Origin of the sequence: Streptomyces sp. NBC_00289 (assembly GCF_041435115.1) — a bacterium.
Taxonomy (GTDB): Bacteria; Actinomycetota; Actinomycetes; order Streptomycetales; family Streptomycetaceae; genus Streptomyces.
In genome coordinates, this window is record NZ_CP108046.1 from 9,864,435 (window position 1) to 9,878,967 (window position 14,533).

The window sequence follows — 14,533 nt, forward strand, 5'->3', positions numbered from 1 at the left end:
TTGCGTGGCGTCAGCGTGCGAACTTTTCGATGGCCGCCGGGGTGACGGGGGTGAAGAAGTTGACGAGGTTGCCGTCGGGGTCACGGAACAGCAGCGACCGGTTGCCCCAGGGCATCGTGGTGGGCTCGGTGACGAAGTCGGTGACGAAGCCGGTCAGGTTCTGGTGCACGCGGTCCACGTCGTCGACGAGGAACTCGGTGATCACGCTGTGGTTGTCCGCCGGGCGGGCAGAGCCCGGGGCGAACAGCGGGACGGTGCGGGTGCCGGCGATCGCGAGGGTGGCGCCCGCGGTGGTGAGTTCGGCGAAGTCTTCGGTGGCCCACGTCGCCCGCGCCCCTGTGGCTCGCTCATAGAACTCGACGAGGCGCGCCACGTCGCTGGTGATGATGCGGATCGAGACGAAGTCCATGGGGATCTCCTTGGCTGTGCTGGAGGCGTGCACTGCGCAGGCTAGGAGAAATAGTGGACAGAATCGGTCCTGTATTCGCATTAGATTGTGCACATGCCCCGACCCACTGCCCGCGTGCTGACACTCCTGGAGCTGCTGCAGTCGGGCGGCACCCGGACGGTGGCCGAACTAGCCGACCGGCTCGGTGTCGAAGGGCGCACCGTGCGGCGGTATGTGGACCAGCTGATCGACCTGGATGTGCCCGTGGAATCGGTGCGCGGCCGCTACGGCGGGTACCGGCTCGCTCCCGGGTACCGCTTGCCTCCGCTCATGCTCAGCGACGACGAGGCGCTGGCCGTGCTGCTCGGCCTGGTCGCCGGCCGCCGAGCAGGGCTGACGACGACGGAGCACACGGCAAGCGAGACGGCATCGGCAAAGATCCGGCGGGTGCTGCCCAAGCACATCGCCCGTCGGCTCGACACACTTGTGGAGGCTCTCGCCTTCACGGATCAGCTCGGCGAGTTCGACACCCCGGACGCTGGGGTCCTGCTCACCATCGCCGATGCGGTGCGCCACCGCCGACCGGTCTCGATCCGCTACACCGACCGCGACGGACGGCGCAGCGAACGCACGCTGCACGCGTACGGGATCGTCGCCCATGCGGGCCGGTGGTACGTCACGGGCAAGGAAACCCAGATCGGCGAGGACCGAACCTTCCGGCTCGATCGCATCGCAGACGCGCGGACCCTGCCCGGCTCATTCGAAGCGCCCGTGGGTCCCGGTCCGGCACAGCGCGTGTTGTCAGCGTTCGCCACGGCCGAGTACCGGCATGAGGTGACCTTGCGGATCCACGGGACAGTTGAGCAGATCCGCGCCCACCTTCCCGCCAGCGTCGCGAGCCTGGAGGAGCACGAGCCCGCGGCAGGCCAGGACCGGGCGACCGAGCGCTGGCTGCGCGTCGAGCTGCGGGCGGAGCGGCTCGACTGGTTGCCTCCAGTACTCGCCTCACTCGACCGGCCGTTCGTCATCGAGCGCCCCGATGAACTGCGCGACCTCGTCACCGCGCTCGCCGATCGCCTTGCGTCCTACGCCCGCCAAGCCTGACCGCGAGGAACCAATGTCATGAGATGGCACAGCTAGAGGTCACGGGTCCGCTCCGGCGTGTTCGGCTTATCCCTGCAGCCGAAGGGGGTGCCTCTGTGTGGACAGCCTCAGATCGGGGGTTCGCGGCCCCGCCATCAGGCAGGCGCTGGGCTGCGGGCAAGCACGATGTGCGATGACCTCAACACGGGACCTGGCGCGCGTCGACGGCACGGGCCGCGCCCGAGTGTTTGACGAACACCCGCGCAGGCTGCCCTCGGTGTACCGCCAGTGTCGCGATCGTGCGTCGGCGGAGTGCTCCGGCAGCGTCGCGTGATGCCAAGCTCCGCCGCCCCACACGTGAATGCGGCTACAGAGCTTGGAGTATGCCGGCGTCGGGGGATGTCGCGAAGGTCTCCAGGTGGTCGATGGCTGTCTGCAGCGCGTCTTTGAGCGGGGCGATGTCTCGCGCGACCTGGGCGAGGAGCATGCCGCCCTGGAAGGCGGCAAGGAGCAGGTTGGCCAGCTGCGTGGGTTCTGCCTCAGCGCTGAGGCGCCCCAGTTGCCGCATGTGCTCGATTCCGTCGCGGAAGATGTTCCTCCACTGGTCGAACGCGTTCGCGAGCTCGTCGTGAACGTCAAGGTCCGTCTTGATGATCTCGCTCGCCAGAGAGCCGAGGCTGCAGCCTTCCTGGTAGGCGCGCTCGTAGCCGACGTAGACGGCTGCCCACGCCCGAAAAGCGTCGAGGTTGTCGAAGCGGGCGAATCGCTCGCCGCGGTGGAAGGTGAGGACGCGTTCGGCCTGCCAGGCGATCACGGCCAGGACGAGACTCTCCTTGGTCGGGAAGTAGTGGTTGAGCTGTGATCCGCTGACGCCCGCTGCCCGGCGGAGCTGTTCGTTGTTCGTCGCGTGGACCCCCTTGGTGTAGATGATCTCCGCGGCGTGCTCCAGGATGCGGGCCCGTGTTGCCTGTCCCTTGACGGTGAGTTCGCGGGGCTCGCGAGCTGCGGTGGTGGGTTGCATGCTTCAGACGATACCTGGATTGGGCTTGACAGCCCACTGTCGACCGGCGTTCACTCAAGAAGTGGGCTGATCAGCCCAAAATGAGGAAGGGGGCCATCTCGATGAGGGCCATCGTGGTAACCGACCAGGCCGCGGGAACGGCCGGGATGACGCTGACGGAGCGGCCTGAGCCTCCCGCAGCGATCAACGACGTCATCGTTGAGATCCGTGCATCGGGCTTCGTCCCGACCGAGATGGAGTGGCCATCGACCTGGACCGATCGAGCCGGCCGTGACAGGACGCCGTCGGTCCCCGGCCACGAGCTGGCCGGAGTGGTCACCGCCCTCGGCTACGGCACGACGGGGCTGTCGGTCGGGCAGCGGGTGTTCGGCCTCGCTGACTGGCACCGCGACGGCACCCTCGCGGATTACGTGGCGATCGAAGCACGCAACCTCGCACCGCTGCCCGGCGACGTCGATTTCACGACAGCCGCGTCCCTGCCCATCTCAGGTCTGACCGCATGGCAGGGGCTGTTCCAGCACGGCCGCCTCCAGGCCGGCCAGACCGTCCTCGCCCATGGCGCAGCCGGTGCAGTCGGGACGATGGTGACCCAGCTCGCCCGTGAGGCCGGCGCCTACGTCATCGGCACCGGCCGCGCCCGAGACCGTGAGAAGGCACTCGACTTCGGCGCGCATGCGTTCGTCGACCTCGAAAACGACGCTCTGAAAGACATCGGCGGTGTCGACTTGGTCTTCGATGTCATCGGTGGCGACGTTCAGAAGCGGTCCGCTGCCCTCATCAAGGCCGGAGGAACGCTCGTGTCCGTCGTCGGCCCGGTCGAGGCTCGGCCCACTGACGGCCTGGCGGTGGACTTCGTCGTCGAGGCCAATCGCGCCGAACTGGGCGAGATCGTGCAGCGGGTGCGGGACGGAAGGCTACGGACAAACATCGGTGATGTCACGAGCCTCGACGACGCCGTCGGCGCCCTCAACCCGACCACGCGACGTAACGGGAAGACAGTCATCCGCGTACGCCCATAGCAAGTCGATGGCCACCGGGGGCTGGAGGATCACCCTCACGGTGCACCAGATGGAGCGGCTCGACCGCGACGCCGTCCCATGGGGGCCGTGAGCCGCCGGTCGGCCGACGCACGGGGCCGATCAGTTGCGTATGCCGGCCGGTGGGCCGACGACGGTGGTGAGCTGGAGTTTGGTCTCGTCCTCGCTGCCCGGCGCGGCGGTCATGATGACGATCTTGAGCTCGGTGTCGCCGTCGGTCAGGACATCGCAGTCCACCGTGACCGGGCCCACCGACGGGTGGTCGACCGTCTTGCGGACCTCGCGGTTCGCGGTCACCTCTCCCTTCGCCCACAACTCGGCGAACCTCTCGTTGCCTGCGTTCAGGTCGCGGACCAGCGCGGCCAGGCGACTGTCCCGGGGGAAGCGGCCGGTGACGCGGCGCAGGTCGGAGACGAGGGCGGCGTCGGTGGTGTCGGGGTCCGTATCGGTGACCGGCCACAGCACGAGGGGGGTGTGATCGGCGCCCACCGGGAACCTGTCGCGGGCGAAGTTGCGCATCCGCGGCGGCAAGGCCAAGGGGTCACCCAGCAGGGCGGCCCACCCGCGGTTCCACCACACCAGTTGCCAGTCCGCCGCGAACACGGCAACCGGTACGTCTCCGAGGCGGACGAGCGCTCGTTGCATACCGGACGGGAGATGGTCGCAGATCGTGCCGTCCGCCGGCGGCACGATCCGGGCCAGCCGGTAGAGGTGGTCCCGCTCGGCGGTGGACAGCTGGAGGGCGCGTGCCAGGGACGCCACCACCGACGCCGAGGGTGTCGTGGCTCGCCCCTGCTCCAGGCGCACGACGTAGTCGACCGACACTCCGGCCAGGTCGGCCAGTTCCTCGCGCCGCAGCCCGACAGCCCGGCGCTTGCGGACGACCGGCAGCCCGGCGGCCAACGGGGGAAGCCGGTTGCGCCATGTGCGGATCGCCGCGCCCAGTCCGGCCCCTGGGGGTGTCGTCGTCATGCTCTTCATCCTCCTGCATCCCCGATCACATGCGGGGGCGCTAGGGTGGTACTGGTCTTCCCACCGTCGAAGCGTCCCTGGTCCGGCTCCCTCGTCCAGGCAACCATCGAAGGCATGACGATCACTTTCATCACCGGAGCCAACAAGGGCATCGGCCGCGAGGCCGCCCGCCGCCTCATCGCGTGCGGTCACACCGTTCTCCTGGGAGCCCGCGACCGTGAGCGGGGTGAGGAGGCAGCCGCCGCGCTGGGCGCACGCTTCGTCCCCGTCGACGTGACCGACGACGCGTCCGTGGCCGCCGCCGCCGCGGACATCGCCGAGCACGAGGGCAGGATCGACGTCCTGATCAACAACGCGGGGGTACAGGGACCCATCGGTGATCCCAGCGACCTCACCGCCGCGGACGCCCGCGCCGTCCTCGACGTCAACGTCATCGGCGTCGTCCGCACCACCACCGCGTTCCTGCCGCTGCTGCGCCGCTCGGACGACCCCGTGATCATCAACGTCAGCAGCGGCATGGGCTCCCTCGCCTTCACCCACGACCCCGGCCGGTCCGAGTCGTACGTCGTCGCGCCGCTGTACGCCTCCTCGAAGGCGGCACTGACGATGTTGACGACGCAGTACGCCAAGGGGCTCAAGGGCATTCGCGTCAACGCCGCCGACCCCGGCTACACCGCGACCGACATCAACGGTCACAGCGGCTCCCAGACCCTCACCGAGGGCACGGACGCGATCGTCGCCCTCGCCACCGAGGAGCCCGGCGCCGGCACCGGACGCTTCATCGACCGCCATGGCGAGATCGCCTGGTCCTGACACCGGCGGTCCGGAGACTGCCACCTCCGACCAGCATGAGAACCTGGGGCGACCGTCACGCCAGCCCTTTGACCCGCGTCTTCAAGTTGGCGGAGGCTCAGCGCGACACCGCCCAACGAAGCCAGTCACCCCACGGAATCAGCTGGGGAAGGTCAACGCGGAGAACGCAGCCCGCTCCCTCGCCGAATTCGTCTCCGACCTCCAGCATCAGGGAGTCGAAAACCCGCTCCAGGCCCACCGCCTCCAAAGTCTCCTCCACCGCAGCGCAGGAGAGTTGAAGACGGCGCTCATCCTTCTGAGGGTCTGTGTGGAGGAGCTCCAGGAGCAGGGTCTTCTGACGACCGACTACCGCGGTGAGCCACTCGAGGACGGGCTCCAGCGTTACACCGAGGCCTCCGCCACCGCGGAGCAGCTCGCGGAAGCACTGCACGAGACCGACTTCCCCCTCGACCACCCGGCCCACGGCGAAGCGCCGGGCGAGAGGGGGCCGGCGAGTGCGTACTACTACCTGGCCCTACTCGCGGCCGGCCTTCAGCAGCAGGGGATCGCCTACCCGCTGGAGGCCTACCGCATCTACAGGTTCCTCACCCGCTGCGCGGGCGAGACGCGCACGGCTCCGACCCTGCTCAAGGACGCGGGAGTGGGGCTCCAGAGCGATGTTGACGTCCGGCGTTTGACCCAGTCGTCGTTCACAGCCGGGCAGCTCGCGGCAGTCCTGGGCACGGCCTACTCCGCTGTCGGGCACCTCGCGTACAAGGAGGCGCCCGACGCCTGAGAGCCGTAACCGCGTGACTGGTCCGCACGTGGTGATCGCTCGCCTACGGGTGCCGTGGTCTGAAGGCCGGGGCCGGTGGCTCCCGGCCCCTGTGATGTCTGCTCGGCCATATGGAGCATGGCGGCCGACGCTCCCACCGGTCAACTCACCTCGCGTCGCGCTAGCGAGTGGAATGGCCTCTGTGGATGTATGACTTTAGCCTAATAAACGCTTGGACTCTGGTATTCTGTGGGGGAGTTGAGTCCCTGGAGGGTGAGTGAGTCAGCCACCGCAGGCAGAGCACATGAAGTCCGCCACTATGGCCCGCAACGACCTGTACGGCCTGGCCAAGAGTGCCGAGGACGACGGGGTCACAACGCTGATCAACAAGCGAGACGCCCGCGTTCTGCTGGCCCCTTTGGACCGGTTCCCGGCAGCCCGGAAGCCTGGCGCCTTCCCCACCTGGACACTGAGCGCGGCGCAGAAGGACTTCGGCACCCTGATCAGCCGGGCAGCCGGCGGCGAGCCCCAGGTGCTGCGCCGAAACAGTACGCCCGTCGCCGTACTGCTCCCCGCCGACCCCAACGCGATCGCCCTCCCATCCGACACGGCCGCGCCCATCGGCGCGGCGACCGCAGGAGGTGCGGTGACCCCGCAGTCCGCTCCCAGTCGTGAGCGCGGCCGCCGCCTCGCCACCCTGGGCGATGCCATCGGCGACGTTCTCTCCGCCAACTCCGCGCCCGGCCTGTCGTTCGGTCTCGCGGGTCTGGACGAGGCGACCGGTGGCCTGCAGCCGGGCCGGATGGTCCTGGTCGCGGCCGAACCTCAGGTGGGGGGCAGCCTGATCGGCCTCACCGCCGCCCGCACCGCCCTCGCCCGAGGCGCCCGCGTCCTGTACGCCGCGTCGGGCCCCAGCAGTGCGGACGTCACCCGCCGGATCATCGCCGCCGAGGCCGGCGGCGACTACGGGCGGCTCAAGACCGGCGTCCTGACCGAGCACGAGCAGCAGGTCGTGGAACGCCTGCGGCACGCACCGCTGCTCATCGACGACGGCAGCGACCTGAGTGCTGAGGCCATCGCCGCCACCGCGCCGCTGGCCGACGACCTGGCGCTCGTGGTCGTGGACCGGCTGCAGCGGGCCCGCAACCCGCGCCTGCTGCTGTCCGGCGAACACCTCCCGGCCGCCAGCCAGATCCTGCGCGAGTTGGCCCGCACCCAGAACGTGCCGGTCCTCGCGGTCTTGGACACCGACGACCCGGCCATCGTCAACCTCCTGGACGCCGACGTCATCCTCACCCTCACCACCACGCCCGGCCAGCAGCTGACGACCGTGACCGTCGCCGAACGCGACCTGGGCATAATCGGCAACACGCGTCTGCGCCCCGACCTCGCCCACGCCCGCTTCCTCGACCCCACCACCCCCAGCCCCGGGACCAGCGCCAGCGCCGGACCCGGCGTCCCCGAGCCGGCAGCCGGCCCGCGCGCAGCCGCCGACACTCTCCCGACCACCGGGGGCACCGCGGAAACGGTGGGCACCGCGGGCACCGTGGGTACGGCGGCCGACCGCGAACTGGCCGAGGCCGTCTTGCCGTTCACCTCCGGCGCTGTGAAGGGACTGCCCGCGGAGGCGACCCGCCTCTTCGCGGCCCTGCGCACCGCACTCGCCGGCGCGCATGTGAAGGACCTCGACGACCTCCACGCCCCACTCAAGGAGATGGCCGCGGCCGGGCTGCAGACTCCCGACAGCGACGAGGGCCGTCGTCTCGCCGCCGCGCTGCACGCCTTCAACGCCCCCGCCCCCGCCAGCGCTTCCGAACCGACTCCCGCGGCTACTCCCTCGCAGGCGGGCGGGGTCGACACACGGGTCGCCGAGGACGCCGACGAGGTGCGCCGGGATGACGATGACGGTCTGGTCCCGGGTGATGAGCAGGACGAGCCGAAGGGCGCGGTCTTCCCGGCCCTGCGGATCCTCAAGGAGTCGGTGGCGCGGTCGAAGATGCACCCGATCCCGGTCATCCGCACCGAGGACCGGCAGACCGGGCCGTGGCCGCTGGTCAGTGAGGACATGGACGGTGAGCCCGGCTGGGTCCACCCCGACGTCACCAGCACCCGCGTCGCCCACGAGCGCACCGGCAAGCGGGTGCGGCGCGACCAGCTAAACGTGCCCGCCTCGTTCGGGGACGGTCTGATGTGCCTGATCGACCGCAACGGCTCCTTCCCCTCCGCCTGTTCCGCAGTCCCGCTCGCCCCGAACAAGCTCCTGCACACCGGGCCCCTCGACGTCTTCGACAAGAGCCAGGCTGGCATCTACCAGATCAGCGTCCCCGAGTGGAACTACCCGGGCATGCCGCACCCGCTCGGGCGGCTCGCCGAGCGGCCCGACGGGCAGAGACGGGTGTGGGTGACCACCCCGCACGTCAAGGTGCTCGAACGCCTGCACCGAGACGGCCACCTCACCGAACCGGTGGTCATCCATGACTCGTGGACGGGCAAGGCCAACGAGTCGCTGTTCAAGCCTTTCTACCAGGCGACCAAGGAGGCCCGCACCGAGCTGATCCAGGCCGGCGGCGAGCCGTACAAGGCCTACAAGACCCGTCTGTCGATCGCGCTGCGTCTGCTGTGGCCCAAGCGTCCGGAATCGCGCTCCCCGTTCTGGCGGCCGGACTGGCGCATGAGCATGGTCGCCGAAGCCTCCGTCCGCCACTGGACCGTCGCCTTCAAAGCCGTCCAGACAGGCCACACCCTCATCGCCCTGCGCAACGTCGACGCCGCGATCTTCTGGACCCCGGACGAGACGGTGCCCGACACCTACCGGATCGGAACCGGCTTCGGTGAAGTGAAGGCCAAGTTCATCCAGCCCGGCACGTTCATCCCGGAAGGTGACGACTGATGGCCGGCCCCACCGGCCGCGGAGGATCCCTCGGCGCCGCCCTCAACAACCTCCTGCGCACCCAAGTCACCCCACGCCACCGGCTGTCCACCTACAACGCCAAGCACTGGCACGCCCAGCTCAGCCAGCTCACCGCCACCCGCCGCGGCTACGAAGCCCTCGACAGCGCCGGCCTCGACGTCCGCCCCGACACCCTCATCAGATGGCTGTCGGACCCCGAGTACAACGTGCGCCGCAGCTACCGGGACCTCATCCACACCGCCTCCGAAACCGTCGCCATCGTCCCCGCCGAACCCCTCACCGACACCGTCAAGAACGGCCAGTACGAGATCAGCGGCCTGGTGAAGACCGGCGCGGACGAACGCGAACGCGGCACCCGCCGTGCTGCCCCCCTGCGGATCGACGCCAGCCGCGGCGACTGGAGCGACATCGAAGCCCTCTGGCTGGCCGGCGACCTGATCGACGACGACCTCGAGGACCGCTTCATCGACGAGATCATCGTCGCCGACATCGGTGAAGGCACCGACGGCTGGGAATTCAGCGGAAGCTCGTACACGGTCGAGCTCCGGTGAGGCCTGCCCTCAGTTCCCTGATTCAGAGACGTCGCGCTACCAACTGGAGCCCTCGACGTTCTTCGGTTTCCAGACGCTGCCCGCCCGGCGGAACGGTCAAGCGGCGTAAAGGAGTGAGGCTGCACAGAGGGATTCACTGTGGGCTTCCTGACAGACCGTGCGGGGTGATATCACTACGGTGAGTGATCTTGTAGGGCGGTGAGGCCGGGGGCGGGGTGCGGCGTGGGCGCTTGAGCCGGGAAGGGATGGAGCCCGGCCGGTATTCGAGGGCTTTCCGGAGCCCAAATCGCCCGAGGTCGTCGTGCTTGCGCCGCCGACCCAAAGCGCTCCGTTGCCCACGCCTCAGGTGTACCTGCAGTACATTTACGACGCGGACGACTGGGAGGACTTCACCGTGGAGTGGGTCCACCAGTTCGGTACGTGGTCTGGCCGCCCCTACGTCCGGGTCCAGCGGATGGGTGGCGCCGGCGACCGCGGAGCGGACGTCGCAGCCTGTCTGTCCGAGCAAGGCACCGCCGGCGAGTGGCACTGCTACCAGTGCAAGCACCACCTCAAGCCACTCGGGCAATCAGACGCACGCCTTCCCAGAGATGGTGAAGATCTTCGTCGCGAAGATCCTCGGCACCTACGAGCTGCCCACGCGCTACGTCTTTGTCGCCACGAAGATCGGCACAGGACTCGAACGGCTCCTGCTCAACCCGCCCAGCTGAAGGACGAGTCCTTCGCGGTGTGGGACGATAAGGACTCCAAGCTCGGGCCGCAGGCCGTAGAGGCGGACGATCTCGGCGAGGTCGGCCGGCGGATGCGGGCTGGTGGCGGCGTGGGGTGCGTCGGGATGGGGCAGGTTCGTGGCCAGGTACCAGGTGGCCTTCTCCGGCAGGCCGGATAGGTCAGTGGTGGCCACGACCAGACGGCAGGGCGAGTCGGGACCGTAGCCGCCCAGTCGGGCATCGGCAAAGTTCGCCTCGCTGGTGGAGTATGGAGAAGTAAACCGATGGGGTTATGCGGGGGGATCTGCCACGATCACCGGATGGGTATATTGGATGCAGTGGCAGGCAGGATTGCTGGCGGGGCCACCGTGACGTTCCGGCCCAGCGGCTCCTCGATGGTCCCGCTGATACGCAGTCGCCAGCAGGTGGTCGTTGCTCCGGTCGACCCGTCGAAGTTGCAGGTCGGAGACGTCGTCCTCGCCCGTGTCGCCGGTACGGTCTACTTGCACTTGGTATCGTCCGTGGACCTCGCCAGGAAGCGGGTGCAGATCAGCAATAACCGTGGCCGCGTCAACGTCTGGACCAGCCACGATCGTGTCTTTGGTATCTGTGTAGCAGTCGACGGCGTAACCCGGTCAGGAATCGAGGGCAAGATGCTCGCGGCCGACTCCAACGACTCCTCCTGAACCTGACGTTCCGGCGGCATCGGGCGCCGCCAAGCTATGCGGATGGCAGAACGAGTGCGTGTTCGCGAGATCGGTGAGGACGAGGGCCGGCGGTTACTGCGGATAGTCCGCAGAGGCACAGGTTCCGTGGTGACCTGGCGGCGCGTGCAGATGGTCCGCTCAGGGCATGTCGGTCGCGAGGATCGCCGAGGTGTCGTTCACCAGTGACGACCGGGTCCGCGACGTCATCCACAACTTCTATGCCGACGGCTTCGACTCGCTCTACCCCAAGTACCCCGGTGGCCGGCCGAAGACCTTCACGCTGCCCGAGCGCCGCGAGATCAAGAAGACCGCCGAGTCCAAGCCGACCGAGCATGACCTGCCGTTCTCGACTTGGAGCCTGACCAAACTGGCCGATTCCCTGGTCGCCGAGGGGGTGGTCGAGGACATCAGCCACGAGGGCCTGAGCCTTCTGCTCCGCGAGGAGGGCGTCTCCTTTCAACGCCTGAGGACCCGGAAGACCTCCCGCGATTCGGACTACGCAGCCAAAAGGGCCCGCGTCGAGCACCTCTACGCAATCGCCGACGGTGAGGTCATCGCCGACGACGGCGAGCCCGAAGCCGTCTTCTGCCTGGATGAGTTCCGGGCCACTCAACTGATGCCGCACCCCGGGCGGCAGTGGGCCGAGCAAGGCGGCAGGCACAAGGACCCCGACCGTGAGCCGCGCCGCAGGCGGCGGGCGACCTACAACCGCTACGGCGGAGCACGGCACCTGTTCGCCGCCCTGGACCTGGCCAAGGACAAGCTCTGCAGCCACATCAAGCCGGTCAAGCGGCGGACGCAGTTCCTGGAGTTCTGCCGCTACCTGCGCACCCTCTACCCGGACAAGGTCCGTATCGCGATCGTCTGCGACAACTGTGAGGATCACGGTGTACCGCAGGGGGCCGGAGCCTGGCCCGTGCGACAACTGGCCACAGCTGCCTTGGAGTAGAGCTGTCCGCTCCAGCCCCCTGCGGTGCGTACTGTCGCCGGCCCGGTGAACGTCCCGATAGGGGCTTTGCTGCACAAAGCACCGTCACAGTTCTGACCGCCCACCGGACCGGTGTCAGCCACCAGACCCAGTCCAAGGGAGCCTCGTGACCGTCACCAGCATGCCCCAGTCGACGTTGCCTGCGCAGCGGTCCCGGGACTGCCGTTGGATACCGCCAACTGCTGCTCTGGGGAAGGTCGTTCGGCGTCCTGCACCGGGCGGGTGTCGAGTGCACCGGATCTTACGGCACCGCTCTCACCCGGTCACTGCGCCGGGAAGGCATCGACGTCGTCGAAATCAACCAGCCCGACCGTGCTACCCCGCGTAAGCGCGGGAAGACAGACGCGGTCGACGCGGACGCGGCCGCCCGCGCGGTGCTGTCCGGACGCGCAACCACCGTGCCGAAGAGCGCGGAGGGCCCGGCGGCGGACATGCGGGTCCTGCGACTGGCCAAGGAGTCGGCTGTCAAGGCTCGCACCCAGGCGCTGAACCAGCTCAAGGCCCTCCCGCTGGCCATCGACCCGGATCTGCGCGAGCTGCTCACCGCACTGAGTATGAGGGGCCCCGAAGTTTCCGGACAGGGACCCAATAGGGTTGTCCTGAACAGGAAACGAGGAAGAAGTGCCGCCACCCAGTAAGTACTCGCCGGAGTTCCGTGAGGAAGCAGTCCAGATCGCGTTGAGGTCAAGCAAGACGATCTCCGAAGTTGCCCGGGAGCTTGAGCTGAACTCGGAGACGCTACGCGGCTGGGTGAAGAAGCACCAGAAGCAGCAGGAACCGGCTCCCGATGCAGAATTGACGGTGAACGAGCGGGTACGCCTGAAGGAACTCGAACGGCGGAACCGTGAGCTGGAGATGGAAAACTCCTTCCTGAAAAAATGCGCGGCGTACTTCGCGAAGGATCCCCGGTAGCAAGCAAGTACGAGTTCATCGATGAGATGCGGCTCGACACTGCGGAGTGCGCATACAGCGTCGAGTTCATGTGCGGCAGACTCGGCGTCTCCAGATCCGGCTACTACGACTGGCGATCCCGCCCGGAATCCGCGACGGCACAGCGGCGCGAGGAACTGAAACTGCTCATCAAGAAAGCCTTCGACATTTCCGACAGCACCTACGGCCACCGTCGCATCCAAGCCCAGCTGCACCGCTGGGGCATCAGCGTCGGCCTGGAACTGGTCCGCCGCCTGATGCGCGAGCTGGGACTTGAGTCCTGCCAGCCACAGCCGAAGAGGTTCAACCTCACCAAGGCCGCGGCCGGCCAAGTGCCGGACCTCGTCGGCCGCAACTTCACCGCGGACGCACCCGGCGAAAAGCTCGTCGGTGACATTACTTATATCGGGACCGGGGAAGGCTGGCTGTACCTCGCGACGGTAATCGACTGCTGCACGAAGGAAGTCATCGGTTACGCGATGGACGACCACTACCAAACCCCACTGATATCCAAGGCGATCCGTAACGCGGCACGGAACAGGAACCTCTCGGCCGACGCGATATTTCACTCGGATCGCGGAAGTAACTACATGTCAGCCGAGTTCGGGAGGACGCTAAACCGGTTCGGGCTCCGCAGATCTGCCGGCCGCACCGGGATCTGTTTCGACAACGCCATGGCCGAATCATTCTTCGGCGCCCTGAAGAACGAGCGCGTATCAAGGGTGACTTACCTGACCCGCGAGGTCGCCCGGCAGGACATCACTCGCTACATCGAATTCTGGTACAATCGCAAACGCCTCCACTCGGCGGTGGGGTACCGCCCTCCACGCGAAGTCCATGCCGAGTACGAGAAGTTGCGAATCGCCGCGTGAAATAAACGGTCAGAAGCCTGTCCGGAAAACGCGAGGCCCCTCAGTAATCCTGCACTGGTCGCCACCTGTGCGGCCCTCGATGCCGATGACCGGGGCGAGGCCGTCTTCACGATGCGCCTGCTCGCCAGCAGAGTCCAGCACCTGTCCGATGAGGTCAAAGAGCTCACCCGGCGCACCACCAGGGCCGTCCGTGCTCGCCGGCCCCAGATGCTGGACCTGTTCGGCGTCGGACCCGACAGCGCCGCAGGTGACAACCCTGACCGGATCACTGACGAGGCATCCTTCGCCGCTCTGTGCTGCGTCAGCCCGGTCGAGCAGTCCTCCGGTAAGGCACAACGACGGCGCCTGAACCGCGGAGGCAACCGCCAAGCCAATGCTGTCCTCTAACCCATCGTGATGACCCGCATACGCTGGGACGAACGCACCCAGAAGTACCTGCAGCGACGCCCCGCCGAGGGCATGTCCAAGCGCGAGATCACCCGGTGCCTGAAGCGGTAGGCCGCCCGCGAGCTCTACCGGCACATCCAGCCTCTGGCCACCGGCCAACTTCCCTCTGCGGCTTGACGAATATCCGGGGCTTCTCCTCCCCGCACCTGACCACGAAGAAGTGCCAGCGGGTCGGCACCTGGGCCACGGCGAACATCGATGAGATCGCCTACACGCCGACCAACTCCTCCTGGCTGAACGGGAGGGTTTAAGGAGCAGCGCGCCCATAGGACGCCGCGCAGGGCGCGGTCGCGGGGGTCTTCGTCGGCATAGTGCAGATGGAGGCGGCCGCCCGGGTGGGGGAGGAGGA

13 protein-coding genes and 2 pseudogenes are annotated in these 14,533 nt (G+C 67.9%); 12 read left to right on the forward strand and 3 right to left on the reverse strand.

The features are described 5' to 3' along the window. Positions 1-10: 10 nt before the first annotated feature. A complete protein-coding gene (locus OG985_RS44715; RefSeq protein ID WP_371674127.1) occupies positions 11-409 on the reverse strand; it encodes a VOC family protein in 399 nt (132 codons plus the stop codon). Between the two features lie 93 nt (positions 410-502). Between OG985_RS44715 and OG985_RS44720 the strand changes: the two genes are divergently transcribed. Continuing rightward, on the forward strand, positions 503-1,492 hold the full coding sequence (locus tag OG985_RS44720; RefSeq protein WP_371674128.1) for a helix-turn-helix transcriptional regulator: 990 nt from the start codon (positions 503-505) through the stop codon (positions 1,490-1,492). Between the two features lie 346 nt (positions 1,493-1,838). Here OG985_RS44720 and OG985_RS44725 read toward each other — a convergent pair whose 3' ends face one another. Next, positions 1,839-2,492 (reverse strand): TetR/AcrR family transcriptional regulator, encoded by a 654-nt coding sequence (locus tag OG985_RS44725; protein WP_371674129.1) that lies wholly within the window; start codon positions 2,490-2,492, stop codon positions 1,839-1,841. Between the two features lie 101 nt (positions 2,493-2,593). Between OG985_RS44725 and OG985_RS44730 the strand changes: the two genes are divergently transcribed. Next, complete coding sequence (locus tag OG985_RS44730) at positions 2,594-3,511, forward strand: NADP-dependent oxidoreductase (protein WP_371674130.1); 918 nt, start codon at positions 2,594-2,596, stop codon at positions 3,509-3,511. 120 nt (positions 3,512-3,631) lie between these two features. On the opposite strand, the gene OG985_RS44735 is transcribed toward OG985_RS44730, so the two are convergent. Continuing rightward, positions 3,632-4,510, reverse strand: a complete 879-nt coding sequence (locus OG985_RS44735) for a helix-turn-helix transcriptional regulator (protein ID WP_371674131.1) — start codon at positions 4,508-4,510, stop codon at positions 3,632-3,634. Positions 4,511-4,615: 105 nt separating this feature from the next. Between OG985_RS44735 and OG985_RS44740 the strand changes: the two genes are divergently transcribed. The 10 genes and pseudogenes from OG985_RS44740 to OG985_RS44785 form a co-directional block, all read left to right on the forward strand. Then, positions 4,616-5,314 carry an SDR family NAD(P)-dependent oxidoreductase gene (locus OG985_RS44740; protein ID WP_371674132.1) on the forward strand — a complete coding sequence of 233 codons (699 nt, stop codon included), beginning with the start codon at positions 4,616-4,618 and terminating at the stop codon, positions 5,312-5,314. A gap of 274 nt (positions 5,315-5,588) precedes the next feature. Next, the gene (locus OG985_RS44745) at positions 5,589-6,089 is read left to right on the forward strand and encodes a hypothetical protein (RefSeq protein ID WP_371674133.1); all 501 of its coding nucleotides are present in this window, start codon (positions 5,589-5,591) and stop codon (positions 6,087-6,089) included. Positions 6,090-6,372: 283 nt separating this feature from the next. Further along, on the forward strand, positions 6,373-8,958 hold the full coding sequence (locus OG985_RS44750) for a type II toxin-antitoxin system prevent-host-death family antitoxin (RefSeq protein ID WP_371674134.1): 2,586 nt from the start codon (positions 6,373-6,375) through the stop codon (positions 8,956-8,958). Further along, complete coding sequence (locus tag OG985_RS44755; RefSeq protein ID WP_371674135.1) at positions 8,958-9,530, forward strand: hypothetical protein; 573 nt, start codon at positions 8,958-8,960, stop codon at positions 9,528-9,530. The genes OG985_RS44750 and OG985_RS44755 overlap by 1 nt, the downstream gene beginning before the upstream one ends. Positions 9,531-10,560: 1,030 nt before the next feature. Then, positions 10,561-10,926: a S26 family signal peptidase gene (locus OG985_RS44760; protein WP_371674136.1), complete on the forward strand. Its 366-nt coding sequence runs from the start codon at positions 10,561-10,563 to the stop codon at positions 10,924-10,926. Between the two features lie 42 nt (positions 10,927-10,968). Then, a pseudogene (locus OG985_RS44765) lies at positions 10,969-11,860 on the forward strand (helix-turn-helix domain-containing protein); the annotation flags it as partial. 215 nt (positions 11,861-12,075) lie between these two features. Continuing rightward, positions 12,076-12,573, forward strand: a complete 498-nt coding sequence (locus OG985_RS44770) for a transposase (protein ID WP_371674689.1) — start codon at positions 12,076-12,078, stop codon at positions 12,571-12,573. Further along, positions 12,557-13,737, forward strand: a protein-coding gene (locus OG985_RS44775; protein ID WP_371666478.1) for an IS3 family transposase whose coding sequence is annotated in 2 segments (ribosomal slippage) — positions 12,557-12,821 and positions 12,821-13,737 — 1,182 coding nt in all. Because the reading frame shifts where the segments join, the coding sequence is not laid out codon by codon here. Before OG985_RS44770 ends, OG985_RS44775 begins: the two co-directional genes overlap by 17 nt. A 207-nt stretch (positions 13,738-13,944) precedes the next feature. Beyond that, positions 13,945-14,124 (forward strand): transposase, encoded by a 180-nt coding sequence (locus OG985_RS44780; RefSeq protein WP_371674690.1) that lies wholly within the window; start codon positions 13,945-13,947, stop codon positions 14,122-14,124. 197 nt (positions 14,125-14,321) lie between these two features. Then, positions 14,322-14,423 (forward strand): annotated as a pseudogene (locus OG985_RS44785) (transposase); the annotation flags it as partial. Positions 14,424-14,533: the final 110 nt, after the last annotated feature.

Bases quoted from the DNA above. Each gene is read 5' to 3' on its own strand.
- OG985_RS44760 (WP_371674136.1), top strand. From the start codon at position 10,561: ATGGGTATATTGGATGCAGTGGCAGGCAGGATTGCTGGCGGGGCCACC.
- OG985_RS44750 (WP_371674134.1), top strand. From the start codon at position 6,373: ATGAAGTCCGCCACTATGGCCCGCAACGACCTGTACGGCCTGGCCAAG.
- OG985_RS44720 (WP_371674128.1), top strand. From the start codon at position 503: ATGCCCCGACCCACTGCCCGCGTGCTGACACTCCTGGAGCTGCTGCAG.
- OG985_RS44780 (WP_371674690.1), top strand. From the start codon at position 13,945: ATGCTGGACCTGTTCGGCGTCGGACCCGACAGCGCCGCAGGTGACAAC.
- OG985_RS44725 (WP_371674129.1), bottom strand. From the start codon at position 2,492: ATGCAACCCACCACCGCAGCTCGCGAGCCCCGCGAACTCACCGTCAAG.
- OG985_RS44755 (WP_371674135.1), top strand. From the start codon at position 8,958: ATGGCCGGCCCCACCGGCCGCGGAGGATCCCTCGGCGCCGCCCTCAAC.
- OG985_RS44730 (WP_371674130.1), top strand. From the start codon at position 2,594: ATGAGGGCCATCGTGGTAACCGACCAGGCCGCGGGAACGGCCGGGATG.
- OG985_RS44740 (WP_371674132.1), top strand. From the start codon at position 4,616: ATGACGATCACTTTCATCACCGGAGCCAACAAGGGCATCGGCCGCGAG.
- OG985_RS44735 (WP_371674131.1), bottom strand. From the start codon at position 4,510: ATGAAGAGCATGACGACGACACCCCCAGGGGCCGGACTGGGCGCGGCG.
- OG985_RS44715 (WP_371674127.1), bottom strand. From the start codon at position 409: ATGGACTTCGTCTCGATCCGCATCATCACCAGCGACGTGGCGCGCCTC.